The sequence below is a fragment of the Rhodococcus sp. Q1 genome (genome assembly GCF_004153645.1).
In the GTDB taxonomy this organism is placed as follows: Bacteria; Actinomycetota; Actinomycetes; order Mycobacteriales; family Mycobacteriaceae; genus Rhodococcus; species Rhodococcus gordoniae.
Genome location: NZ_SDMJ01000010.1, coordinates 63960 through 87733 on the forward strand (window position 1 = coordinate 63960; position 23774 = coordinate 87733).

Below are 23774 nucleotides of genomic sequence, written 5' to 3' on the forward strand. Positions count from 1 at the left end.
GTAACCTCGCGGGCATGACTACGCGTCGTCTGATTCGTGCGTTGGAGCCGCGAACTGCTCGTTCGTTCGCCGACATGGTGGCGTACATCGTGTGGCCGTTGGCGGTGATGGTGGGCCTGCAACGCATCTGGTGGTCGCTTGTCGATCCGACTCCCGGCCGGTTCCTCGCCCTCTACGACGCCTCGTTCCGTTTCCTCAACCCACACACGACAGCCGCTGCCAGCGATGCAGTCCTGAGTCCCGGCGCCATCATCCTGACCGCTCCATGGGCCGTCCTCGTTCCGGACCAGGCCCGGTGGGTGGAACTGGCCTTGAGCGTTCTGGCGCTCCTGGGCGCGTGGGCGTTGTTGCTGCGTCTGCTGCAGGTCCCGATACGGTCGGTCCTGGCGCCGGTGTTTCTGCTCGTCGGGTTCTATTGCGGTCCGGTGACCGACACTCTGCTCACCGGTGACCTCGGTGCCTTCGTGCTGCTCGCATTGGTGGCCTGGCTGTACCTGGCGGTGCACGGGCACCAGCTCGCCGCTGGTGTCGGGCTCGGGATTGTCGTGGCATCGATGCCGGTCTTCGCGCCGCTACTGGCGCTTCCGCTGGTTCAGCGTCGGTGGCGTGAGACGGTTCTCGCAGCAGCGATCGCGGGGTCGGCCACCGCGCTGGTGTGGATCCGCCTCGACGGTGGTGACGGGGTGGGTATATCCGCGCTTGGTGGCGTCGACGCCGCGGATCGTTCGTTCTTTGCGTGGGCCGAATATCTGCACTTTCCAACAGGGTTGACCGTGGGGGTGGCGGTGGTGATCGCAGTCGTCGCCATCGCGGCAGTGGCCCTGGTCTGTATCCGGCAGCGTCACAACGAGGTGCTGTTCCTGCTCACGGCCAGTGGCGTCCTGGTTCTCGCGTGCTGTCTGCTCGCTCCGGACAGCCACGGAGATTATTCGATCGCGCTGCTGCCGCTGGCCGGTAGCGTCGTGCTCGTCGGTTCCAGTGTGCGGGTGTGGCCGGCGTGGCTGGCCATCTATGGTTTCGGTTCCGACGAGAACTGGTACTCGCCACATCTTGGTGGGCTCGGGGCGCACATCGAGATCCTCAGGGTGCCAGCAGGATGGTTGCTGCTGTTGGCCACCATCTGTGCGGTTCTCACCGCAGCGGGACCTCGTGCGCATGCAGGTGTCGAGGAGAAACGGGTGCGAGCGGCCGCTACGTAGAGCGTGGTGGGAACATTGAGGTGCGCAGCAAGATCTCCCGTTTGGAAGCCGAGTTGGCGTAACCAGGCTCGAGCAGTGGCGCACAGCCCACCCCGCCGGCCTGTTCACTCACTCAAAGCAGGAATAACGCACATCGAAATATGTACCTACCGCCAGTCGTCTACGACGCGGAGATCGTCATTCCACCCCATACGGGACCACAGTTCTCCGGGGTGCAGTAGAGGATCTCGCCGTGGTCCGGAGTGAAACGACGCTCGAACAGGTCGACGCTCGCACAGTTCTCCGGTTCGTCCGTCGAGGCCGCAGGCGACCACCGATCGTGCGTGCACATCCAATCCGATACTCGTACGTTGATCCATTGCTGGGACCTCACACATCTTGTGGCTCTACCGGCGAGGACCCGTTTCCTGTCGGCAACCCACTGTTACACGTGAGTGAGGTCCCGGCCCAGCCCCTCAAATCGTCTAACCTGGGTCTGGCCACTCATACGGTACATGAATATCATTCTGCGCCAACTTATTTCATCTCTCTCACTTCAAATCGCGCGAAGTGGGTGCTTGTAAGGTAGAGTCGCCCATCGACCAAACCAACCGGTTGGGTTGTTTGCAAGGCACAGGCATGGGGGAGGTGAAGTTCATGACCATCACCAAGAAGAAGCGCACCATTGTCGCTGTCGCCGTCCACCTCTGAGGACGCGCCAGGCGCCCCTTGGCCCGCGTTCCTGCGGGCCGAGGGGCGCCCTCGTCAACGAGCCTCGACTCACCAAGGAATATCGTGTCAAATACTTTTACATCCCCACTCCTGGCCGCCACGGTGACCAGAGACCCCCAGGCCGACTCGCTGACGCTCACCACCACCCGAGGAATCGAGTATGAGGTGAGCCACCCGTCTCTCACAGACTTCGAAAAAGTGCTCCGAAGCCTCGACGGGACACGCAGCCGTGAAGAACTGGCGAAGATGAGCAATCTCCCACTATCCGAGATTGCCGACATCCTCCGGCAACTGGATAGTGCGAACCTCCTCGACGATCCTCCGAGTGCCCGGGGCACGAAGCGAGCGATCGAGGTACAACTTGAATTGGAAGGCTTGATCAACGACGGCTTCGAGACTTACGTCGAAGGCGGGCGCTTCTGGCGAAATTTGAGCACCTCTCCTGCAGCGGTTCCGGAAAATGTGTATTACGGATTCGCTCTGCAGAACTGGCACTTTTTATACCGTGAGAACCTCTTCGACTCCGCAATCCTAACCTTTCCGAGCAATAGTGCCGTTCGGAAGCGTGTCAACGAGTTCTATATCGAAGAGCATCAGCATGACGACATCGTGCTCGAAGCCTTCTCTGCAATCGGTCTGACGCCTGATCAAGTTCGGCGCAGTCGACCGCTGCGGACAACAACAGCGCTCGTAAACGCTTTGGGTTGGTGGGCGCGTACCGATCCCGTTTTCTTCTTCAGCACCATCAGCTCCCTCGAGGGAGGGGTCGCCGCGCGCGAAGATACAGATTCGTTCATCGAGGCAGCCGAGACAAAAGGGGTGCCAGCGGCGTTCATTGAGCCTCTCCGGCGGCACGCAGCGATCAACAATGGGCACGATCACGGTTCGGTGAGCCGTCAAATTATGGCGATGCTTCCCGCTCAGGATGAGCGGACCATAGCCCGACTTAAGGGGCAGGTGCCTTTGTTCATCGAACTGTACCGCGATTTCTACGACGGCGTGTATGACTATTATTCCGAACCCAGTTACTCGCTAATTCGCGAGTTGCCCTAGTATCCGCTATCACATTTAAGAAAGGCGCAGGAATGTCAGCTGGTACTGCAACGCACGTCCAAACACCCAAGCTTCGGGATACCGTTTCATTAGTTAAGAATGAGAAGAGCTTGACGTTTATGCTGGGGGAGCGGGAAATAACTTTTTCTTTTCTCGGCGATTCGGAGTACGAGCAGGGCGAAGCGTTTTCTTTAGAACTGTCGGCCGGTGGTGCGTCACGGGACTCACTGCTCACAAAGTACCCTGGTCTACCAATCGAAGATGCACTCAAAGAGCTGGATGAGGGTGGTTTTCTGACAGAATCACCATCGATCTCGCCGGAAGGGATTACCGGCAAGCAACTGTATCGCGAGGCTCGCCGCGTATACGACGCTGTTATTGCTCAGGCCGCTGAGATCTACCCGCGACAGATCTCCCAAAAGCTCCTCGATGACACCGTTACCCAGGCCGAGTTGATTGGGTATGCGATCGAATACTACCACGTCGTTGCGTTTTGTCCACGAGTTTTGGCACCGGGACTTACTCATGCCGATGATTACGAGACCACGATGGCATTTCGGCGCTTCTACCAGGCCGAGCAGAACCATGATCGAATGCTCTTGAAGTCGCTTTCGGCTGTAGGGATTGATCCCCGGAGGCAGGCAATCCAGCCGCTGCCGGCAACATTCTCGATGATGACTTCCTTGGGGATCTACGCCTACCATTTCCCACTCGCAATGAAAGCTACACTGTTTGTCCTCGAAGAGCCGCAGTTGGAATTTAACGAGGCATTTTTGCGAAACGCGAAACGGCTGGGCTTACCGCAGGACTTCTGGAAGCCAATAAGCGCTCATTCCGATGTGAACGACGATGAGGAGCACGAGGCGATTTCTCTCGACTTGATGTCGACCGTCGAATATGTGGGCGCCGAAGAAGCGCACGAAGTACTCCTATGTGTGGCGGACATGTGCGAACACCTGGTTGCCACAGGGCAGGAAATTTCCGGGTGGTACGGCGAATCGGAAGATGTCAGGCTTCGTGTCTGGTAGCGACGTTGGCGGCCTGGCCACGGCCAAGAAACCTACGTATCGAAATCTGCTTCAAAACCGCGCGTTTGCCGCTCTCTTCGCCGGCCACACAGTATCTATGATCGGCGATTTCGTGGCGTCCGTCGCCTTGGCTACGTGGATATTTCAGACGACCGAATCCGCGTTTCTGACCTCGGTCGCCTATAGCTTAGCGTTCGTGCCAAGCCTGATCAGCGTTCCGGCGGTCCCGTGGGTAGTTCGGCGATTCAGGCCTCGGAACAGCTTGCTGATTACCGCGTTTGTCCCAGCCGCCCTTACAGCCTTATTGGCAATGAATTTGACGAATGTATGGATCGCGCTGACAGCCATGCTTATTGTCGGCATCTTTGGCGCTATCTATTTCGGCTTGAGAGCAGCAGTTTTACCAGAAATCCTTCCCCAGGAGGATATGTACGTTGCTGGACGCGCCCTTCTCAGAATTTCTTCTCAAGCAACACAGGTGGTTGGTTCCCTCGTAGGCGGAGCATTCATCATCGCTCTGGGTGTGAGCGAAGCACTGTTGTTTAATGCTGCCACTTTTTCGACCCTGGCCATACTGGTGCTAGTCGGTGTTCCGCGTGTGATCAATTTTTCTGAAAACAAGCAATCGGAGAAAGGCGGGGTCGGCGTACGCGAGGCGTTCAGCAGGGTCATAGGCACGCCCGGGCTGGTTGGCGTACTTCTTCTCGGATGGCTTACTCCCTGCTTCGCCATAAGCGTGGAAGCACTGGCTGCACCCTACGTTGCTTCGATTGGGCGCGATCCAGCGCTCCTCTCGTTAATCATTGCCGCTAGCGGGGCAGGGATGGTCCTTGGCGATATCGTTGCATCACGGTGGTTGTCGACCGAAACCCGCGTTCGATTGATATTCCCGGCAGCTATTTTATTTTCCGGTGCGCCAATCATCTTCTTCACGCAACCAAACCTCGAATTAACCATCGCGATCGTCTTCATCGCAGGTTTTGGAATTATGTGCTTGCCGGGATTAGATGTACTAACGATACGCCTTGCTCCGCCTACTGTACGAGGATCGGTACTTAGCGTCCAATTTCTAATATTCCTTGGAATTCAAGGAGTGGCTGCGTTAGTTTGGGGATTGCTCAGCTCAGTGATGCCCCCGTACGTAGCTCTGTCTCTGATAGGAGCGCTCGGTATAGTCGCGACGGTGGGGGTGTACATGACAGCGATCCGAGGCACCGTAAGCCTAGGAACACCTGATGGAAAGTCGATAGTTCAGTCATGAGCATAGTGATAGACACCCAGCTGTCGGAAGCGGAACTTTCGCGTATCCTCGATTTCCTCCTTGAGGACGCCTATTGGAATAGGTGGCGCTCGCGAGATCAAATTCGATTCCAATTCGATAGGGCCTGGAAAGTCTACGTTGCGCGAGCGTCGGATTCGGGACAGCTGATCGGCGCCGTCCGAGTGTCCTCGGACGGCGTCAGCTACGGATACATCGCAGACGGGTTCGTCTTTCCGGAGCATCGCGGTACAGGCATCGGAAGCGCAATACTCGAATACCTATTGTCGGATGCCGACGCAGGGGATTTCCGATGGATGCTGCATACAGCGGACGCGCAGCCTCTCTATTCCCGATTTGGTTTTGTCGCTTACGGCCCGACATACATGGAGCGCCCGAGCAAACACGCTCAGCCGACCGATCAGATCGTGCTGGAATGACGTGAAGCCACAGCTCATACAGGGTCAAGCAACGATGTCGATTGCGTGGTGTGGCCAGTCATCGACTCCGGATTTCACGGTGTCCCGCACGAACGCACTACGAACGGTCCTGGGTGAGGTGGGGGCTCCTGGTCCAACAAGGAGAATGCTGGTATGCCTCGCGCCGAGGAAGTAGGACGCGGAGACTCAGAAACGTGCGGTCCGGATGTATCGGGACCGGATCGCCGAACACGGAGGCGCGAAGACTGCAGCCCGTCGCCATGTCGGCGAGCTGCTCGACATCGCGCTGGCGACACTGCGGAACTGGACCGAAGCCACAGAGCGAAAGGATTCCCCGACCGTCGCGACGCCGGACAGCGATGCCGACCTCGACGAGGTGCGCCGACTGCGTAAAGAGAACGCCGATTTACGTAGGGCCAATGAGATTTTGAAGACTGCGAGTGCATTTTTCGCGGCGGCGGAGGTCGACCGCCGACTGCGGTGATCGTCGACTATACCGACGCCCACCGGGAGCGTTTCGGGGTCGACCTGATCTGTGCCGTGCTCACCGAGCACGGCATCAGCATCGCCCCGTCCACATACGCCAAGGCCAAGGCCCGCGGACGGATCTCCTGAGTTGGCTCACGTATTCGACATGAGTGACGGCTCACGTCTGTGACCTGCTGGTTCTCGTCGCGAGCGAGCTGATTTTCACGCACTGATATGGACGTCGATTTGTCAAGAATGCAGGGTAAGGCGGCGCCGGGGACCGTCGTCGCGGGGCGCCGCCTCTGGGGTCCGGCTGATTTTCGGGTGGTGGCGAGCGTGTCGGTTTCGACGCGTGGTCACCCTGATATGCGCGGGTTAGGTACCGCAGGACGTTATTCGGCTGGGGAGTAGGCTCGCTCGTCTAATGTCGAGCGTGATCCACCGTGAGGGGTTGGATTGCTCATAGTGCGCGGATCACTCCCTGGCGCTGCCGCCACCGACCCGGATGATTCAGTCGGACGTGTCGAGGTTCCCCCGTGCGGGCCCGGTCCGTGCTCCGTCGGTCGTCGACCACGGAGTGGAGGCAAGGTGGAGTCCCCGCAGTGCAGCGAGGAGAACCGACCTTGCCGACCGACGGGTCGAGGACCATACTCGCCGACCGGATGTGCAGCGGCGAACCGTTCTTGTCAGGTTTCGAGCACCGTCAGTAACCAACACCAGCCGGCGAATTCACGGGCGATCGCGGTGTTGGCCACCGCGGGACGTTTGCGCCGGACGTCGAACCCGACCCACCCCCGACTTACTGACCGTTTCAGAATGACGTCCTCAGTCTCCTCAAGCAGATGATGCTGCAGGCGAGTTCGAGTAGTCCTTGGTGCAGATCGGCTCGTACCTCGGAGCGGACGCGCAGGCGTTTGAACTGGTGCAGCCAGGCGAAAGTGCGCTCGACCACCCAGCGGACCTTGCCCAGACCGGACCCGTGCGCGACGCCGCGGCGCGCGATCTTCGGCGTGATCCCGTGCCGGCGCAGCAGAGCGCGGTACTTGTCGTAGTCGTAGCCACGGTCGGCGAACAAGCGGCGTGGCCGGTGCCGGGGTCTGCCTCGCCGTCCGCGAATGTGGGGGATTGCCTCGATCAGCGGCAGTAGCTGGGTGACGTCGTGCCGGTTCCGCCGGTCAGCGTCACCGCCAGGGGTGTGCCGTGCCGGTCGACGAGCACGTGATGTTTGCTGCCCGGACGGCCCCGATCGACCGGTGATGGACCCGTGTGAGCCCCCCTTTGAGGGCTCGCACGTGCGAGCCGTCGACGGCGACGTCGTCCATGTCGAGTAGATGCGCGGCGCGAAGCTCGGTCAGGAGCAGTGCGTGCAGGCGCGGCCACACCCCGGCCTCGGTCCATTCCCGAAGTCTGCGCCAGCAGGTGATGCCGCGGCATCCGATCGTCTCGGCCGGAACATCACGCCAGCTCACATTGGTGCGCAGGACGAACAGGATGCCACCGAGCGCGACACGATCGTCGATGGGTGCGTCCCGGGAAGCGGGAACGGCGCGCAGGGCGGGGCGGCAGCAAGGGCGCTATCCGCTGCCACAGATCGTCAGGAACAAGATCATTAGGCATCGGAACATCGTGCCCGACACTGGTTGCCGACGCCACTGCCACCCACATCGTTATTGATAGGGCGCCTCAGTTCGTCCTGTCACTGCTGCTCATAGAGCTTGATGTGCGTGGAACGATCAACCACGTGGGCGAGAAGTAACCAGGTACTTCACTCGAGTCGCGGGAAATCGACCCAGCCTCCCTCGCCGCCGGGAGTATCGGAACGCGGGTACGGATAGGGAGCCGGACCCCGCGACGGTGCTCGAAACGGCGCCAATGTGTGGGTGACGGACCCGAGCGTCAACGTCAGCCGCTGTGGGGTGCTCGTCCATTCGCACAACACCAGTGGACCGAAGCGGTGCACCGGGACGGCGGTGCCGTCGGCGAGCTGAGCCGCTGCCGCTGTCGGTGTGTTCAGCGCCCCGATCACCAGCCACCATGTCGGGTCGGGGCTGTCTCCGGGCCAGACCTGCTGTTTGATCTCGTGCGGGAAACTCTCAGGATCGGTGGTGTACATGACGGAGACCGGCGACCAGTATTCGTTCTCAATTGTGGACGCGGGATCGATGCGCATCATGTCGTCCTCCCGCCATTGGATCGACAGGCCCGAACGCGGCAAGACCAGGGAGTAGAACTCCATGGGTACACCTCCGAAGTGTGATCAACGCGTGCCGTGGTGCACACGGTAGACGACGCTTCCCGAGCCTTCGCGCCCTTCGATCTTCTCCATACCCACTCGAAATACTCCGGCAGCAGGCCGTCATTCTGAAACGGTCACTTAGGACATTTTTAGTACCCCGTGAAGTCGAGATCCGCGAGAATTCTCTGCTGAGCGGCCGGGATCTGCGGCGGGAACGACTCGGTGGCCCCGTTGATGACGATCGTGGAGGTGCGCAACGGTCGTAGCTGCTTGACGACATTGCCGATCGCCAGGCCCGTGGCATCATCGCAGCCCACCCGCCCTTCTCACCGACGGCAGGGACAGCGCCTCTCTATGAAACGATCCGCGCCTGACAGCAACGCCCCGCACGAGGTGGACTTCCAGCACATCCCCACAGGGAGGTTCTTCGCCGAATGCACTCAACCGAGCCGTCAGAGTGCGGAGGAGTTCGCCCTCGCCAAACTCGTCAGTCTCGGTGAAGACCCCGACGTCGCTGCCCACGCGGTCGCCCTGGCCGGCTACACCGCCGCCGACGCCCGTACCTATGCTGTGCGGATCTATCCAACCCGCACGGCAATACCGCCGCAATGAACGGTCCCAAGGGGCCTGTGAGGTGGCGAAAATGACACGAAAAGTATTGTGGCAGAGACTATGCAGGCCGCGAAGCGACGACGTGTGCGCAGCCGTGGACACCTGATAGGTGAGATCCGGTCCCGTACAAGCCAAGAGTGCGTCGACGCTTACGCCAAGGGTGTGGGCGTCGTCGACTACCCGGTCTGAAACGGCAGATCTCCCGCTCGCCGCGCGCGGCAGTGAATTTTTCTGCTGTGGTCAGTGTTGGGTTACTCGGCGACTGCAGCATCGCCGTCCACTCCGGCTGGTAACCGGCGATGTGTCTGCGCTGGGCTGAAGGTCTCCGCCACCGCGCGCAGGGCGTACCCGACGACCCGAACCGGGCAAATTTCCTGCGGTGGACCGAGGTGCGGAACGGCTCCATGACCGCATCGACAAAGCGTTGAAGAGCTCTCGGTGCCGCCCGAATGCGGTGTGAGGCAGATGGGCACGGGCCATGCCGTCACAGACGCCCTGACGGCGAAGGCAGAAGAGAAGAAGGATCGGGTGCGTTCGGTCGCCTCTCGGCGGAGGCGCAGCACGGCTCCAGCCGAACGGAACTCCGCGAAGGCAAAGGGTTGAGCCCGGGGGACACGAAGACGCACCCGATCGGGCCAGTACAACGCGACCGTGCCTCAGACTATTCCCGCCGGGATTTGTACCGGTCCTGACCGCGTGAGCTGCACCAGTGGCGGGACCCAGGACTTCATGAAACCACATCCACCTGATGCGTGCAGTGCGTGCGATGCGTGCACGCATCGCGAGCCACGCATGCATATGTCGCGGAAAGTGCGAGGCCGGAGATCCCCTCGAATGATGAACGCCGTGGTCACGGCCCCAGGTCGGGGCCCGCCCGGGGACTGTGGTCGGGTGGCTCCGGCTGGGCCGGGGTCGTACTACCGCCGGGTGTACCGGGCTTCGAGCGTGGTGGATGACCGGACACGGCGGCGCGCAGAGCAGACAGCAACGCCTCCTGTCCGCTGGGATCACGAGCGACGTGCTGCGCGGTGCCGGTATCGGTAGGTGGTCGGGGTCGCGCGTGGGTCGGCAACGTAGCGGCGGATGAGACCGGACAGACGCGCCGGGGCGATGGTCAGCCCGTCGATGCGCTGGCCACGGTCGAGCATGGTGACCAGCTCGTGCAGCGCCCGGGCTGCGTCCTTGCGGGCGCCGGTGCGGGCGGTGTGCAGCTTCCAATCGGGAAACCGGTCTCGGTGTTCGTGGGTGATCGACAGCAGGGTGCACAGGTCGGCGATGTCCTTGGCGGCGAGGCGGCTGCGCCAGGCGAGCGCCTTGAGCACCACCGCCTGCTCGACGCCGGGCACCGGCACCTCGAAACGCAATGTCTCGCTGGTCGTCAACCGTGCTCGCACCCGAACCCGTAGAGGGTCGGAGGCAAGCGCGAGGGTCAGGCCGGGGATGGCGTCGAAGCCGCGCCCGGCGTATTCGATGCGTTCGAGCCGGCGACCACCGGTGCCGGGAACCAGCAGATCCACGGACAGGGGAGTGTCGTCGCCGGAGGGTGCCTCGTAGTGGTTGCCGGTCACCAGCCGATAGCCGCGGGCGAGCAGCGCGGTGTGGAAGGTGGCGTCGGCTGCGGCGACAGGGTCCATGCCGGCATCGGCGTCGGCGGTGACCCGGGCAGCGGTGTCGGTGGGGTAGAGGCGACCGAGCAGGTGCACCATGTGCCCGCCGACGACCCGATAGTTGGCCCCGGCCGCAGCGGCGGCGAGATCGGCCAACGCCCGCAGGCCGCGGTCGGCGGCATTCGACGCGGCGAGGATCTCCACCTCGGCCATATCAGTCACAGAGCAGCCTTCTGTCGGATCGTGGCGAACACATGATCGGCGGCTTCGGCGGCATCGGGGCCACCGGTGCGCAGCACATCGCCCGCAGTGATCAGCGGATCGGCCAACAGCACTGGCTCGCTGATCTCCGCGGTGCGCCACAGGGTCGGATCGGCGGGGACCTGCACGGCCATGGTGTGTTCGGCCTCGGTGGCGGGACTGAAGCCCGCGGCGCTCAGGTCGACGAACCGATCGGTGTAGAGCAGCGCCCGGGTCGGCAGCCGCCATGGGGCGTACACATCGGCCGCGGCATCGCCGCTGACCAACACTGCCACATCCTGCCGGGCGCAGAAGTCAACAACGGCGGTGGCCTGTGCAATCACCGGATCCAGGCCGTACCAGTAGGTCACGGCGCCACCGGGACCGGGATAGCCGGCCAGATAGTCCGCGAGCAACTCCTCGGGGGATGCGGCGAACCAGCCGTGCTCGGTGCGCCGCACTGCCTGTAGCTGTTTGAGGGCGAATGAGACTGCCTGCTGGGAGACCTCCAGTGTCTCGGCGAGCCGGTGTTGGGTTTGCGCCCTATCCGAGAGCAGCAGGACCCGGGCCAGAGCCCAGCGCACCCAGGGTTTGCGGCCCCGGGCAGCAGATGCGGCAGGGGATGTAGGGGTTGCGTTTTCGGTCACGTCGTAGCGCGCGCCGGCGAATACGAGTAGGTCTTCGTCCACGGCGATGAGATCGATTTCGCCGTTTGTCGCGAGAGTGCGCAGATGCGCCGTGGCGTGTGGGGTTACCACGAGCACGCGCCGGGCTGGGCCCGGTTCGGCGAGCAGCCGGGCGAGGACCGTGGGGGTGGGTGGCCGCCGGGATATGCGCACCCGGGTCGGCAATTCCCGGCCGTCGGGCAGAGTCAGGTCCCAGGCGTCGAGGGAACCGGAGACAAGGCGGATGCCGGCACGACGCAGCAGCGCGATCGCGCCGGAGAGAAGCTGTGATGTTTCGGCCATGCTCGTCCCCTCGACGTGTACAAGCTTAGATGAGCAATCCTACTTTATCTTGTATTAGCTGCTAGAGCGTATAAGGATGTCGAAGTTCGCCCGGTCGCTGGGTCGACTGGAGGCACGAGCGGGCACCGAACGGTGGAGCGGCTCGGCGCCGGCGTGCCTAACGTGACAGTGTCCGGTTCTGGTCCACCCTTCCGTGACGATCCAGCGGCGAGGCCGATATCACCGGTTGTCGGGGTGAGACGGTCGCCGGGTCCCGATCCAGTGAATACCGTCGGGGCCAGGCGAATACGGGTGCGGCAGGTAGCTGGGACAGAACTCGCCGGTGTGCCAGGCGCTCGCGACTGTCTCCGGATCGTCGGGTGCGAAACCTGCTCGGACTGTGGGCAGGTGTTCGCGCCAACCGACCACGCCGGAGTCATCGCGACCCCATACCCGCACCACCAACGTCATGACCGAATCCGCCCAGCTCAGCCGTTCGATCTCGTACACCCCAGTGTCCCAGGGTCGTGCCGACAGATGTCTGGTCAGCGCGGACAAAAAGCGCATATCCCAGTCCGCTTGTTCGAAGTCACCGTGCCGGACGGTCGGCAGTTCCTCACCGACGTCGCTGGTGCTGTAGTACTCGTGGCGACCGTTGTTTCCGGTGCCTCGGTTCCGGTCCATGGCCGAAGTCTGCCAGGCGGAATTGCCAGGATCTCTACCCTGAGTCGCAGTGTCGCACCATCACACACAGTGGTCCAGAACCCGGTTTCCGACCCCACAGAGGATCCCCGGTAGCAACTCGCACGTGCCAGCGGGCTTGACGGCCTCTCGACGTGGCGTCCTTCGGATCGCAGGATGGCGCTGATTGGCGGGGTCACCCTTGCGCAGTTCCGCCACTGCGATAAATCATGGATAACCCAGATTATCCATCGAAGTCGAGCATTTCGTGCACAATGCAACCAGAGCAGCACCACGCCCCGTTCGAACTGACGGGTCTCACGGTGACAGTGCCTGGCTCGAATACGGATCCTGTCCGTGGCATTTGAGAAGTTTCCAGATCCGACCTCGGAGTCGATCGGTCAATTCCAAGTCGTTGACTCGAACGGCAAGGGACAAAGCCCGCAACGGACCGGTGTACTGCGGTTCAGCGACAATCGCGTCACTCTGGAGGTGAGTCCAGGTTTTACGCCGACTGTGAGGTGGAGTCAGCAGCCGAGCGGTGGATGGGTCGGAAGCAACAACGACTCGGAGCCTGCTCGATTCGCCGTTCTGGGTTCGCTTGCGGTGAACCCAAGCGCGGTAACTCTCTGGGGCGTGCGCACGACCCGCCGCCGCTCAATCGGATTCGCGATGCCTGACGAGGAGGCTCCAGGCAACCATGAGATGCGAATGGATTGGTGTCTCGTCGGCGACCACATCCCTGACGAAACCCAGCGGTTCGGCGAGATCCGGGTAGAAGCCACGAACCTGCACGACTGGGCCGGGATTCCGACGACGACGCACACCATTCCTTCGAGTGGTCGCGGCCCACGCGGATTCTCCGTTGAACTCCCCGACGCTCCACAAGCTGTACTGATCAACCCGCCGGGGCAGGTCCGTCTGGTCCCATCGGCCACGATCTCACCGCCAGCGTTCGACGGCTTCAAGGTCTCGACGAACACCGCCGCGGTGTTCAACATCGACGACGGACTGGTCCTGACTGACGCCCTCTCTCAAGTCGCGACACCGATCGCGAGCTTGATGACGATGCTGTCCGGAGCTGAAAGCTCAGTTCGACGACTCGGGTTGATCGAGGGCGACATCAGCGTGAACGTGCTGGGATACCAGGTCGACGCAGCCGCCCCGAAAAGTGCTGGTGAGCTGTTTCTATACCGCGGCGACGTCGACAACGACTTCCTCTCCTGATGGCTGGACCTGTCGCCGCGGGTGTCCCCAGTCCCGCAAATCCTCGCCGCCGCGTGGAGCGGCGAATTCGCCACCGTTGATACTGAGGCTCTCACGCTCGCCACCGCCGCCGAAATGCTTCACCGCCGGCTCTACCCGAATGCAGTGCGGTTCTCGGATGCTCAGATCGAGCAGGCAGTCGAAGCGTTACGTGACTCAATGGTCGAGGAACCGGTCAAGGAGAGCTTATTGAACGCTCTGGGGACATGGTGGGCGGACCAGTCGTACCCCCAGCGGCTCAGAGGAATCGCCGAGCCCGTCGCCGAAGCAGTCCCTTCGGCCGTCGGCAAAATCGGTCGATGGAGAAACGCCGTGCACGCCCAACGCGTTGCTGGCGCCCACGGTTTGGGTGAGAACGAAGCAGGGCGCAATCCAGACATCCTCGACGTCCATGCACTCAACCAGTCGCTGCGGTGGGTCTTAACGTTCAGGCTCCTTCTTGAGACTGGCGTTACACCAGAACAGCTCGCCGCCGTAGCCGGACGTAGTCGACGGTATGAGGCCGACTCGCGGCAGTGGAAGTATCAACTGCCGGACATCTTCGGCTGAGCCGAAGGTCAGGTGAGTGGTGAACGAAGCTACGGTCACTAGTTAACATAACGGGTGGAATTATCGGGAGGCAAACGCGAGCGCATCGAGTCCGCGTCACGCAGGAAGGGCTCCAAGGCGCGGCGAGCGCCACCGAGCGCGTCGAGCTCGGTGAAGGTGAGCCCCCGGCGGAAACCTCCGGTGCGAGGATGTCGCGCAGAACCGGCGTGGGGTCGCCGCGTGCACCTTGATGCCGACGACGGGCGCGATGATGATGACCGCGAACATCGGTACGAAATGAGGACCGGGTGGCCGGCAGCCAGGGCCTCGATCGAGGCCCAGATCGCGTGCAGCAGCATCGCGGTAACAGCCAACGCCGGCCCGGGGTCGATCCGGTGAGGTTCGGCCGACCCGGTGAATCAACCCGGCTCAGGAGACGGCGCTGTAAAGAAGCTGCTCGTAGATGGCATCCACGCACGGACCCCTGGCCGAGTCGCTGTTCGAGCGGTCGATGCGCGCAGCGAGATCACTGGTGGCCGCGGCGGTGACACTCTGCTTACCGCGACGGAGCATCAGGCTCGCGTGATCACAACCGGAGACCGACAAGGTGGCCGCGACACAGATCGCCGCATGCCCCCGCTCGGGTCCGAGCCGCTGCAGGGGATCTCTACCAGCGCGAAGAACACCGTCGCCGGGACCGACGAAGAAGGAATCGGGACGGGGAAGATATCGACCTGGTGATTGTGAACCGGATCACTTATTTTCTGCAGGAGGGGGGTTATTCCTCTGTTTCGACGGGTAGCCAGATGCCAGCCCGGAAAATCCGGGCGACCCGGTACGAATCGGGCCGGGTTCGAATCGACACGAGGAGAAGATGATGACCGAGATCCTGAATGCCTTCATCGAGAACTTCAACGTCGTTCTGCAGACCCTGTCGACCGGTAGCGCGGACCTGATCGACACCGTGGTCTGACCGGAGTCCACCGGGAAGATCGGAGGGTTCTTCCCGAAAACTCCACTGCCCCTGAGGAGATCTGCCACGCTGACTCGGCTGCCACCGTGGCAGATCTCCTTATGTCAACTGACGGTCGACCATTGCAGCTCGGCCGCCGAGGCAATGTCGATCACCTCGCGGAATGTCCGATCCTTCGTCTGCGAGAGACAACCACGAATACGTGTGGATATGCATGAATAAGGCGTCATGTGTTATCGATACGATCACACACGTCATTGTCGCGTTTGTCAGGGGATTCCTGGTGAATGATTCGAAAGCGCATTACCTCAGAGGGCGCCGTGATATTAATGCGTTCGGCTTCCTGATCGCGCGTGGCGTACTGACGATGGGGCTCGTGTCCTGTGGCACGCGTGACGACACCGACCCCCGGTCTCTGCCCGAAACCCCGACATCAGCCGGCGCGACGGTGACCTCGGAAACCGCGCCGCAGAAGCGGCAACCGTGTGACGACGACGAAGGACTGCCCGTCGAGACGTCGGACAGCAGTGTCGAGGCCCGACTGAAAGCAGCGGGGGTGAGCGATGCGCTGGTGTGTGAACTCGGCGTCCGCGTCGACGGTACCGGCTACGGACTCGACGGCCGAGCCACCACATTCGCCCAGCGGGAGGATTTCGCGGTGATGATCGCACAGACCTGCGCGGAGGTGGCCAGCGGATACCGCAGCTGGAACAGCTAATCGACGACGTCGCCCAGGGGACACCGGCAGCGTCGGCGTCGAGACTGTACAGTTATCTGCGCATCGCCCTCGGCCCCAGGTGAGCGCCTCGACTCTGTCCTGGTATCAGGGACGCTTCGAGGCGTGCCACTGTCCGAGTGCACCTCCCGCCTGGGGAGTTCACCTTCGGTCGGGGATACGCGTTCCGGTTCGCCGCCGACACCGTGCTGTGCCTCGAGGATTACTCCGATCGGGGTGACCGTGACGGGCACGAATTGTGGAGCGCTGATGTGGTGTTCGCTGATGCGGTGGCCGAGGATGTGGCCCTGGATGCCGCCCGGCAACTGCTGCCCGAAGATGCGGTCGAGGACAGTCGACCGGTGGCACGAACGCGACCGGTCCCAACAGTTGCCTGAGCGTCGATCACCACTCGGAACGTCTCGAAGGCCACGTCCGGGATGCGGTGTCACGACGGACGAACGATCCGGACTACGTCAACATGCACCTGTATTCCGAGCGTGAATCGGATCTGGGATCGTCGGCGCCGTATACCGGCACCGTGCAGCTCGCGTTGCTGAGCGCCTCCCTCAGCAACGACACCGACGATCCGGTGTGTTGACCCACACCCTTCGGCATCCGTTACCGCATGGCCTGGTGGTCGTGTCGGCTCGTTCACTTGGCGTTGGGGCGATAACACCCTTGGCATTCGCACGCCCGAGCCTGCTCGGTGGTCATTGTGTGCTGCCGTGACCCTCGGTTCAGCCACTGTCGAACAAGCGCATCGAGCTGGTATGGGTGGCGAACCAGCGCACCGGCCCGAAGTCGTCGGCACCGGAGACCAGTTCGTGCTGCCCCCTCCTTTCGCCCGGGCCGGAGCTCGCGATCGCGCTGGGCGTCGGATGTTCTCCGATCAGCCCGGGTGATGTCGGCGCCGACCGCACCGAGGTCACTGTCCGATAACAAGCACATTTTGATAAAGCTCATGTGTCGAAAGCGCTGCGACGGGTATTCCTGGACCAGCGTCCGACACAGGATGCACATTCGATCCCACACTGCACAGGAGGAATACACATGCTTCTCGGATCTCTCGCCCTGACCCTCGGCGGCCTGCTTGCAGCCCTGGGTATCGTGCTCTGAACCCGCTCACCGACCGCATCCGCGTCCGTCCCCATCCCTCCGGGGGCGGACGCGGTCCCCTTTTTACCCTGGAATCTCGGTGGGGTGCAGGGTAGTCCGAAGAGTTTCCCGGGCCCCGCCCCGCCGCCGTGGCCCAGACCTGGCTCCCCGGCCTGAACCCGCTCCTCGACGACCGTCCGCCGGCGCTGCTGCGCGAAGGAGACCTCCCCGACGTCGGCCCGAAGGTCCTCGCCGCGGCCCGGCAGTTCACGGCGGTCGGATGAACGCACCGGACCCGACGCTGATCCGGATCCCGCGCGGTGATATCGCTGCATCCACGTCGACGGCGTGGTCGCCTACCTGCCTGGCGCTCACCACTCGAGTTCGGGTCGGTACTCGATTTCCTGGTCGCAGTCCTATCACGGTGAGGACCAGGGTGTTGCCGATGCTCCCGCCATAGCAACAAGGACCGGAACAAGGCAGAAGTACCGCCGACACCGCTACCGGTGCCAGCACCGCCGTCACGCATGCCGACGGGTCGAAAACAGAATGAAAACAGAACGACCGGTCTGATAAGTTGGATTCGCTGTCATACAACTGGCATCGGGACGGTTCACTTCGAGAGCTTTCGAAGCGGATACCGGTTCGCGTCAGCGCTGGGTCTCGAGGGGCTCGGTGATCGAACCGCAGCCTACAAGAAATTCCCGACCGGAAGGGTGAGTTGACGCCAATGCCAAGACAACCCGGGAGAGCGCCCTTCAATGAGTAGCCCCATCAACCAGGCTCGCAAACTCGAACAGGTGCGATACGACATCCGCGGACGCATCCTGGACAAGACGGAAGAACTCGAAGCCGAGGGTCACACTATCCTCAGGCTGAACGTGGGTAACCCGGCGCCGTTCGGGTTCGAAGCTCCCGACGAGATCATGATGGCGATGATCCGGAATCTCCCCACCTCTCAGGGATACTGCGACTCACGCGGGTTGTTTTCCGCCCGGACCGCGGTGGTGCAGTATTACCAAAGCAGGGGCATTACTGCACTCGACGTAGACGATGTCTACCTCGGAAACGGCGTTTCCGAGCTGATCACGATGACCCTCCAAGCGATGTGCGATCCTGGGGACGAGATCCTCATTCCAGCACCGGACTATCCGCTGTGGACTGCCTCCGTGGCGCTTGCGGGCGGAACACCGGTGCACTACTTGACGGATGAGGCCAGCGCCTGGGCTCCGGATTTCGAAGACCTCGAGGCGCGCATCACCGACCGCACCCGGGGCATCGTCGTGATCAATCCGAACAATCCCACAGGTGCCGTCTATTCGCCGGCAGTGCTCCAACGATTCGCCGACATCGCACGCAGACATGACCTCGTACTGTTCGCGGACGAAATCTACGAGAAAATCGTCTACGACAACCAGGACGTAACCAATCTGGCTTCATTGACCGGCAACGACGTCCTGTGTTTGACGTACTCGGGGCTGTCCAAGGCCTACCGGGTGTGCGGGTTCCGCGCGGGCTGGTTGGCCATTACCGGTCCACGCCACCGCGCCTTCAGTTTCATCGAGGGCATCAAGCTCCTCGCCAATATGCGGATGTGTGCCAATGTCCCGGCGCAGCACGCCATTCAGACGGCGCTCGGTGGCTATCAATCCATCAACGACCTGCTCCTGCCGAAGGGGCGGTTGACCGAACAGCGCAACCTCGCTCACCGGATGCTCAACGAGATCGACGGTGTCAGTTGTGAGCAAGCGCGAGGGTCGCTATACCTGTTTCCGCGCCTTGATACCGATCGATTCGGCATCGTCGACGACGAGAAGTTCGCCCTGGACCTCCTCAGCTCGGAAACGATCCTCATCAGTCACGGCCGGGCATTCAACTGGTCCAAGCCCGACCACTTTCGGCTGGTGACTCTGCCGAGGATCGATGAACTCGGTACGGCGCTCGATCGCCTCGGTAACTTCCTGAGCCACTATCGGCAATAGATTTCCGGCTGAGAGGAAGGGCGACGGGTCTATGGTCGCCGTTCCTCCTGCAGGGGATGTTGCGGACGACGCTCGGCCCGCCTGCGCTGGCCGCAGAACTTCCGGCCGGTTGACGCTACCCCGTCAGCCGGCCTCTGACATGTATGGGCCGGCTTCGATGGAAGAGCCCTGCATGGTCGCCATCATGTTGTCGAACAGTTCGGTGTAATTCTCACCGGAAACACGGAGGTGGCCGACGACGTAATCGAAGAATGTGCTCGTCCGTGGAACAACCGCTTCGGTTCAGGGAGTGCCTCAGCACAAGAGCCCGGGGTGACACCGATGATCGACGTCACCGACTCGACTCGGCATACCGAGGTGGAGCACGCGCAGACTCTCGTGCGTGGAGGAAAGGCCGGGCAGGAACGGGAGGCTCCTCGGGGCGCCCGCTACGCGTGCAGCCACGGCACCGCCGGCAGTGGACCAGGATGCCGCGCGGGTGGTCTCAGTGGCCGGAGCATCGCCGGAAGCACGGGGGTGTAGGTGGTTCGGTGACCCCGGCATCGGAGATCCACACTCCGGTGTCCGGGTCGCGGCCTGCTCCCCGATGCAGCACCGGGGCCGACGCATCGTCGACACTCGAGCCGATCCCGCTGGACGGCGCGTTCTTGGTCGCGAGCGGCCATGACGTTCACGGTAGAGCGTCCAGCAGGCCGTCGGAGCCTGGTGGCGGAGTCGCGCTACCGGCGGGTAAATATGGTTCTTGTGTTCTCGCACGTAGCCTGAAAGCCGATGCACTACCGCACGGAGCACTTCGTGATGCGGACCGAACAGACGTGGGAGACGAGACAAAAATGAGCGCCGATAAGCAGTCGACCATCATCTACACGTTGACCGACGAGGCACCGTTGCTCGCGACCTACGCCTTCCTGCCGATCGTGCGTACCTTCGCCGGTGCCGCGGGCATCGAGATCGAGTCCAGCGACATCTCGGTGCCCGCGCGAATCCTGGCCGAGTTCCCCGACAGCCTTACGGAAGAACAGCGCGTCCCGGACAACCTTGCCGAGCTGGGGCGACTGACGCAACTGGCCGAGACCAACATCATCAAACTGCCCAACATCAGCGCGTCTGTGCCGCAGCTCTTGGCCGCCATCAAGGAACTGCAGGGCAAGGGCTACCAGGTCCCGGACTTCCCGAACGCCCCAAAGACGGACGAGGAGCGTGCAATCCGGGAGCGCTACGGCAAGATTCTCGGCAGTGCGGTCAACCCGGTCCTGCGAGAGGGCAACTCCGATCGGCGCGCACCTCGGGCGGTGAAAGAGTACGCCCGTAAGCACCCGCACAGCATGGGCGAGTGGTCGATGGCCTCACGCAGCCACGTCGCGCACATGCGGCACGGCGACTTCTACCACGGCGAGAAGTCGATGACGCTGGACCGGCCGCGCAAGGTCCGGATGGAGCTGGTGACCGAGGGCGGTGAGACGATCGTCCTCAAGTCCGAGGTGGACCTGGGTAAGGGCGACATCATGGACAGCATGTTCATGAGCAAGACGGCGTTGCTCGACTTCTACGAGGAGCAGATGGAGGATGCGCGCAAGACGGGCGTGATGTTCTCCCTCCATGTCAAGGCGACGATGATGAAGGTCTCGCACCCCATCGTCTTCGGCCACGCGGTGAAGACCTTCTACAAGGACGCCTTCGCCAAGCATCAGAAGCTGTTCGACGAACTGGGCGTCAACGTCAACAATGGTCTCGGCGACCTGTACGACAAGATCGAGACGCTGCCCAGCACGCAGCGCGACGAAATCAAGCAGGACCTGCACAACTGCCATGAGCACCGTCCCGAGTTGGCCATGGTCGATTCCGCCCGTGGCATCTCGAACTTCCATTCACCCAGCGATGTCATCGTGGATGCCTCGATGCCCGCGATGATCCGCTCGGGCGGCAAGATGTACGGCGCCGACGGAAGACCCAAGGACGTGAAAGCGGTCATGCCGGAGTCGACTTTCGCGCGCATCTATCAGGAGATCATCAACTTCTGTAAGACCAACGGCGCGTTCGACCCGACGACCATGGGTACCGTCCCCAACGTCGGGCTCATGGCGCAGAAGGCCGAGGAGTACGGCTCGCACGACAAGACTTTCGAAGTTCCGGAGGAGGGCGAAGCCAACTTCGTCGATGTCGACACCGGTGAGGTGCTGCTCACGCAGCATGTCGAGGCGGGTGACATCTGGCGCATGTGCACTGTCAAGGACGCGCCGGTCCGCGACTGGGTCAAGCTCGCTGTCACCCGGGCACGCAACTCCGGTATGCCGGTTCTGTTCTGGCTCGACCCGTACCGCCCTCACGAGAACGAGTTGATCAAGAAGGTCGAGCTGTACCTGCAGGATCATGACACCGACGGCCTGGACATCCAGATCATGTCGCAGGTGCGTTCGATGCGATACACGCTGGAGCGGCTGATCCGCGGGATGGACACTATCGCCGCGACCGGCAACATCCTGCGTGACTACCTTACCGACCTGTTCCCGATCCTCGAACTCGGTACGAGCGCCAAGATGCTGTCGATTGTGCCGCTGATGGCGGGCGGCGGCCTTTACGAGACGGGCGCCGGCGGGTCGGCACCCAAGCACGTCAAGCAATTGGTGGAGGAGAACCACCTGCGCTGGGATTCGCTCGGGGAGTTTCTGGCGTTGGCCGTAAGCCTGGAGGACCTCGGCATCAAGACCGGCAACGAGCGCGCCAAGATCCTGGCAAACACGCTCGATGCAGCGACCGGCAAGCTGCTGGAGACGAACAAGAGCCCGTCACGCAAGGTCGGCGAGCTCGACAACAGGGGTAGCCAGTTCTACCTCGCGATGTACTGGGCGCAGGAACTTGCCGCGCAGACCGGTGATCCGGAACTCGCAGAACAGTTCTCCCCGCTGGCCGAGACGCTGGCCAGAGACGAGGACACGATCGTGCGGGAGCTGATCGAGGTGCAGGGCGCGCCGGTCGACATCGGCGGCTACTACAAGCCGGACGGCGATAAGACCGTGGCCGTGATGCGGCCGAGTCAGGCCTTGAACACCGCGCTGGCGGCCGTCAACCCTGAGTCCGGAACCGCACCGTGACAGGTAGACCTGCATCCTTGGAGTAAGGTCCGTCACTCCACGGCCGATGTGACGGCAGGTCGTCGAGCAGCCCCAAGAATGCACGGGCAGAGGGAAAGGCGACCGACCTCCCAAGCGGAAGGTCGGTCGACCTGCTCGTGTAGTACGGTTCGACATCAACGACGGATCGATCGTCCTCTCCGGCGACACCGGACCGACCTCGAACCGCACCGCCGCCCTGGAAGGGCTGTACCAGCATCTGACCCAGTCACACACATCGATGACATCGGCCCGATCGCACAGCAGGCGGGGTCGGGACGGTGGTGCTCTCGCACATGGTTCCCGGCAACCGCGCGGAGGAGACCTGGGCGGCATGCGGGGCGGGCTTCGGCGGAAGGCTGATCATCGGTCACGATCTCGAGGTCGTCGGCATCGGTGTTATCCCGTAACCTGCCCTTCGTTCCGGCAGCGGACTCGGGAGAGTCCATGTTGCCCAGTCCCGCCTTGTTCCGAGAGGGCTCAACGCGGTTGGGAGGGTTCGAGGAGTTTCCACATCAGCGAGTTCGACCTGTCGATGATCTTCATCGCCCACAACATGGCGGTGGTGAAGAGCATCAGTGACCGGGTGATGGTGACGTACCTCGGGAAGGTCTGTGAGGTATCGCCCGCTGCGAACATGGAAAATGCTGTGCGGCATCCATAGTCGAGACTGTTGCTGGATTCGATTCCCAACCCCGAACGACATCACGCAGACGCATTGGACGTCGGGCAGATCGAAGGTGACCTGCCGTCGCCACTGAACCCGCCATCGGGCTGTCGTTTTCGGACGCGGTGCCCCCTCGCGACCGACAACTGCGCGGCCGAGGAACCACAGCTGCGCGAGGTCGGCGACAACCACTTCGTGGCCTGCCACCACGTCTGACGATTCGTACGACAACGCTGTCACCGACAGTCGAACAATCCTACTGGCATTCACACAGTCCAGCCGGAACAACCAAGTGGGTAGCCGAGAGCCCCTACTGAACCCGGCGCGCAACACTTCTCCCGGAGCGGGGTGTCCACCGTGGCGACGTAGGGTGATTCGTGTCGCTGTCGACATCGAGCGGTTCTTGCCGAACATCCGCGTCGAGCACCGTATTCAGGACGGCAACTGTCCTGCATTTGCGGCACTCGGGTCATGAGCGGAATCTTTGCGGCTGCGAGTCGGTCGGATCGGGCCGATATCACCGACTATTGCGATCCCGATGCGCCGTGGAACCAGGCTTGGGACGGGCAGGGCGGCATCGTCGATTGGAATGATGATGTGATCAGGGAGTTCCGGGAGAATTCGGGCAAGGTGGGTGGTGCTTACGCGGGTGGAGATCTCATCTTGCCCACTACCAGGGGAGCCAGGAGCAGGAGGCGGCATCCGGTTCCGTTGGCGCCTCTGTACCGGGGCGACGTCATGTTCGTGAGCTCGTTCACGGAGGACAGGTACCCGGCCTGGTGGTACAACATCAAGGTGAATCCGCAGGTCGTTGTCGAGCTCCGGGACTAGATCTACCGGGGGGGCAGGCAGGGTGTTCGAAGGTGCGGAGTACGACGAGTTTGCGGGCTGGGTGCTGGTCGACAACCCTCTGTTGGCGGATTCCAGTCCAAGACGGGCCGGCCTGTGCCGTTGG

The 23774-nt window shown here is 62.3% G+C and carries 24 protein-coding genes, 2 pseudogenes and 1 other annotated feature; of the genes and pseudogenes, 18 read left to right on the forward strand and 8 right to left on the reverse strand.

Features of this window, described 5'->3' with window-relative positions; all coding sequences use genetic code 11:
- Positions 1-14 precede the first annotated feature (14 nt).
- Positions 15-1199 carry a glycosyltransferase family 87 protein gene (locus tag EQ874_RS20875; protein ID WP_129978020.1) on the forward strand — a complete coding sequence of 395 codons (1185 nt, stop codon included), beginning with the start codon at positions 15-17 and terminating at the stop codon, positions 1197-1199.
- Between the two features lie 160 nt (positions 1200-1359).
- Here EQ874_RS20875 and EQ874_RS22980 read toward each other — a convergent pair whose 3' ends face one another.
- Positions 1360-1530: a hypothetical protein gene (locus EQ874_RS22980; RefSeq protein ID WP_165369296.1), complete on the reverse strand. Its 171-nt coding sequence runs from the start codon at positions 1528-1530 to the stop codon at positions 1360-1362.
- A 443-nt stretch (positions 1531-1973) separates the two neighbouring features.
- Between EQ874_RS22980 and EQ874_RS20880 the strand changes: the two genes are divergently transcribed.
- From EQ874_RS20880 to EQ874_RS20900, 5 genes and pseudogenes are all read left to right on the forward strand, one after another.
- On the forward strand, positions 1974-2963 hold the full coding sequence (locus EQ874_RS20880; RefSeq protein WP_129978021.1) for a hypothetical protein: 990 nt from the start codon (positions 1974-1976) through the stop codon (positions 2961-2963).
- 119 nt (positions 2964-3082) lie between these two features.
- Positions 3083-3991: an iron-containing redox enzyme family protein gene (locus EQ874_RS20885; protein ID WP_242496866.1), complete on the forward strand. Its 909-nt coding sequence runs from the start codon at positions 3083-3085 to the stop codon at positions 3989-3991.
- Entirely contained in the window at positions 3969-5252 is a 1284-nt protein-coding gene (locus EQ874_RS20890) for an MFS transporter (RefSeq protein ID WP_165369300.1), read from the forward strand. The genes EQ874_RS20885 and EQ874_RS20890 overlap by 23 nt, the downstream gene beginning before the upstream one ends.
- Positions 5249-5689, forward strand: a complete 441-nt coding sequence (locus EQ874_RS20895; RefSeq protein WP_129978024.1) for a GNAT family N-acetyltransferase — start codon at positions 5249-5251, stop codon at positions 5687-5689. The genes EQ874_RS20890 and EQ874_RS20895 overlap by 4 nt, the downstream gene beginning before the upstream one ends.
- Positions 5690-5894: 205 nt before the next feature.
- Positions 5895-6301: pseudogene (locus tag EQ874_RS20900) on the forward strand (IS3 family transposase); the annotation flags it as partial.
- Positions 6131-6262: a sequence feature (AL1L pseudoknot), on the forward strand. It overlaps the preceding pseudogene by 132 nt.
- Positions 6302-6968: 667 nt before the next feature.
- Here EQ874_RS20900 and EQ874_RS20905 read toward each other — a convergent pair.
- The 3 genes and pseudogenes from EQ874_RS20905 to EQ874_RS22985 all read right to left on the reverse strand — a co-directional run bounded on the left by EQ874_RS20905 (position 6969) and on the right by EQ874_RS22985 (position 8710).
- Positions 6969-7774, reverse strand: a pseudogene (locus tag EQ874_RS20905) (IS5 family transposase).
- Between the two features lie 148 nt (positions 7775-7922).
- On the reverse strand, positions 7923-8393 hold the full coding sequence (locus EQ874_RS20910; protein WP_129978026.1) for a hypothetical protein: 471 nt from the start codon (positions 8391-8393) through the stop codon (positions 7923-7925).
- Between the two features lie 149 nt (positions 8394-8542).
- Complete coding sequence (locus EQ874_RS22985) at positions 8543-8710, reverse strand: hypothetical protein (protein ID WP_165369297.1); 168 nt, start codon at positions 8708-8710, stop codon at positions 8543-8545.
- A gap of 37 nt (positions 8711-8747) precedes the next feature.
- Between EQ874_RS22985 and EQ874_RS20915 the strand changes: the two genes are divergently transcribed.
- Positions 8748-9005 (forward strand): hypothetical protein, encoded by a 258-nt coding sequence (locus EQ874_RS20915; protein ID WP_129978027.1) that lies wholly within the window; start codon positions 8748-8750, stop codon positions 9003-9005.
- Between the two features lie 1007 nt (positions 9006-10012).
- On the opposite strand, the gene EQ874_RS20920 is transcribed toward EQ874_RS20915, so the two are convergent.
- From EQ874_RS20920 to EQ874_RS20930, 3 genes are all read right to left on the reverse strand, one after another.
- Positions 10013-10834: a hypothetical protein gene (locus EQ874_RS20920; protein ID WP_129978028.1), complete on the reverse strand. Its 822-nt coding sequence runs from the start codon at positions 10832-10834 to the stop codon at positions 10013-10015.
- Positions 10831-11820: a hypothetical protein gene (locus EQ874_RS20925; RefSeq protein ID WP_129978029.1), complete on the reverse strand. Its 990-nt coding sequence runs from the start codon at positions 11818-11820 to the stop codon at positions 10831-10833. The genes EQ874_RS20920 and EQ874_RS20925 overlap by 4 nt, the downstream gene beginning before the upstream one ends.
- A 219-nt stretch (positions 11821-12039) precedes the next feature.
- Positions 12040-12483, reverse strand: a complete 444-nt coding sequence (locus tag EQ874_RS20930) for a hypothetical protein (RefSeq protein ID WP_129978030.1) — start codon at positions 12481-12483, stop codon at positions 12040-12042.
- Positions 12484-12837: 354 nt separating this feature from the next.
- On the opposite strand from EQ874_RS20930, the gene EQ874_RS20935 reads away from it, so the two are divergent.
- The 9 genes from EQ874_RS20935 to EQ874_RS23395 all read left to right on the forward strand — a co-directional run bounded on the left by EQ874_RS20935 (position 12838) and on the right by EQ874_RS23395 (position 22562).
- Positions 12838-13707: a hypothetical protein gene (locus tag EQ874_RS20935; RefSeq protein WP_129978031.1), complete on the forward strand. Its 870-nt coding sequence runs from the start codon at positions 12838-12840 to the stop codon at positions 13705-13707.
- A gap of 21 nt (positions 13708-13728) precedes the next feature.
- Positions 13729-14295: a HEPN domain-containing protein gene (locus EQ874_RS20940; protein ID WP_129978032.1), complete on the forward strand. Its 567-nt coding sequence runs from the start codon at positions 13729-13731 to the stop codon at positions 14293-14295.
- Positions 14296-15461: 1166 nt separating this feature from the next.
- On the forward strand, positions 15462-15965 hold the full coding sequence (locus EQ874_RS20945) for a hypothetical protein (RefSeq protein WP_129978033.1): 504 nt from the start codon (positions 15462-15464) through the stop codon (positions 15963-15965).
- A 137-nt stretch (positions 15966-16102) separates the two neighbouring features.
- Entirely contained in the window at positions 16103-16360 is a 258-nt protein-coding gene (locus tag EQ874_RS20950) for a hypothetical protein (protein WP_129978034.1), read from the forward strand.
- Between the two features lie 47 nt (positions 16361-16407).
- A complete protein-coding gene (locus EQ874_RS22990; RefSeq protein ID WP_165369301.1) occupies positions 16408-16563 on the forward strand; it encodes a hypothetical protein in 156 nt (51 codons plus the stop codon).
- Positions 16564-17209: 646 nt separating this feature from the next.
- Positions 17210-17344, forward strand: a complete 135-nt coding sequence (locus tag EQ874_RS23390; RefSeq protein WP_255163048.1) for a hypothetical protein — start codon at positions 17210-17212, stop codon at positions 17342-17344.
- A 477-nt stretch (positions 17345-17821) separates the two neighbouring features.
- A complete protein-coding gene (locus EQ874_RS20955) occupies positions 17822-19042 on the forward strand; it encodes a pyridoxal phosphate-dependent aminotransferase (protein WP_129978035.1) in 1221 nt (406 codons plus the stop codon).
- An 833-nt stretch (positions 19043-19875) separates the two neighbouring features.
- Positions 19876-22134, forward strand: coding sequence for an NADP-dependent isocitrate dehydrogenase (locus EQ874_RS20960; protein WP_129978036.1), 2259 nt, complete (start codon positions 19876-19878; stop codon positions 22132-22134).
- 299 nt (positions 22135-22433) lie between these two features.
- Positions 22434-22562 carry a hypothetical protein gene (locus tag EQ874_RS23395; protein ID WP_277986196.1) on the forward strand — a complete coding sequence of 43 codons (129 nt, stop codon included), beginning with the start codon at positions 22434-22436 and terminating at the stop codon, positions 22560-22562.
- 70 nt (positions 22563-22632) lie between these two features.
- Here the strand turns inward: EQ874_RS23395 and EQ874_RS23300 are convergent, their stop codons facing one another.
- Complete coding sequence (locus EQ874_RS23300; RefSeq protein ID WP_242496859.1) at positions 22633-22791, reverse strand: hypothetical protein; 159 nt, start codon at positions 22789-22791, stop codon at positions 22633-22635.
- Between the two features lie 34 nt (positions 22792-22825).
- Here EQ874_RS23300 and EQ874_RS23305 point away from each other — a divergent pair, with 34 nt between their 5' ends.
- Together EQ874_RS23305 and EQ874_RS20970 are read left to right on the forward strand one after the other, a co-directional pair.
- Positions 22826-23035, forward strand: a complete 210-nt coding sequence (locus EQ874_RS23305; RefSeq protein ID WP_269726636.1) for an oligopeptide/dipeptide ABC transporter ATP-binding protein — start codon at positions 22826-22828, stop codon at positions 23033-23035.
- 255 nt (positions 23036-23290) lie between these two features.
- Positions 23291-23650: a nitroreductase/quinone reductase family protein gene (locus tag EQ874_RS20970; protein ID WP_242496860.1), complete on the forward strand. Its 360-nt coding sequence runs from the start codon at positions 23291-23293 to the stop codon at positions 23648-23650.
- Positions 23651-23774: the final 124 nt, after the last annotated feature.

Bases quoted from the DNA above. Each gene is read 5' to 3' on its own strand.
- EQ874_RS20875 (WP_129978020.1), top strand. From the start codon at position 15: ATGACTACGCGTCGTCTGATTCGTGCGTTGGAGCCGCGAACTGCTCGT.
- EQ874_RS22980 (WP_165369296.1), bottom strand. From the start codon at position 1,530: ATGTGCACGCACGATCGGTGGTCGCCTGCGGCCTCGACGGACGAACCG.
- EQ874_RS20885 (WP_242496866.1), top strand. From the start codon at position 3,083: ATGCTGGGGGAGCGGGAAATAACTTTTTCTTTTCTCGGCGATTCGGAG.
- EQ874_RS20890 (WP_165369300.1), top strand. From the start codon at position 3,969: ATGTCAGGCTTCGTGTCTGGTAGCGACGTTGGCGGCCTGGCCACGGCC.
- EQ874_RS20895 (WP_129978024.1), top strand. From the start codon at position 5,249: ATGAGCATAGTGATAGACACCCAGCTGTCGGAAGCGGAACTTTCGCGT.
- EQ874_RS20910 (WP_129978026.1), bottom strand. From the start codon at position 8,393: ATGGAGTTCTACTCCCTGGTCTTGCCGCGTTCGGGCCTGTCGATCCAA.
- EQ874_RS20915 (WP_129978027.1), top strand. From the start codon at position 8,748: ATGAAACGATCCGCGCCTGACAGCAACGCCCCGCACGAGGTGGACTTC.
- EQ874_RS20925 (WP_129978029.1), bottom strand. From the start codon at position 11,820: ATGGCCGAAACATCACAGCTTCTCTCCGGCGCGATCGCGCTGCTGCGT.
- EQ874_RS20930 (WP_129978030.1), bottom strand. From the start codon at position 12,483: ATGGACCGGAACCGAGGCACCGGAAACAACGGTCGCCACGAGTACTAC.
- EQ874_RS20945 (WP_129978033.1), top strand. From the start codon at position 15,462: ATGAATAAGGCGTCATGTGTTATCGATACGATCACACACGTCATTGTC.
- EQ874_RS20955 (WP_129978035.1), top strand. From the start codon at position 17,822: ATGAGTAGCCCCATCAACCAGGCTCGCAAACTCGAACAGGTGCGATAC.
- EQ874_RS20960 (WP_129978036.1), top strand. From the start codon at position 19,876: ATGAGCGCCGATAAGCAGTCGACCATCATCTACACGTTGACCGACGAG.
- EQ874_RS23300 (WP_242496859.1), bottom strand. From the start codon at position 22,791: ATGTTCGCAGCGGGCGATACCTCACAGACCTTCCCGAGGTACGTCACC.
- EQ874_RS20970 (WP_242496860.1), top strand. From the start codon at position 23,291: ATGAGCGGAATCTTTGCGGCTGCGAGTCGGTCGGATCGGGCCGATATC.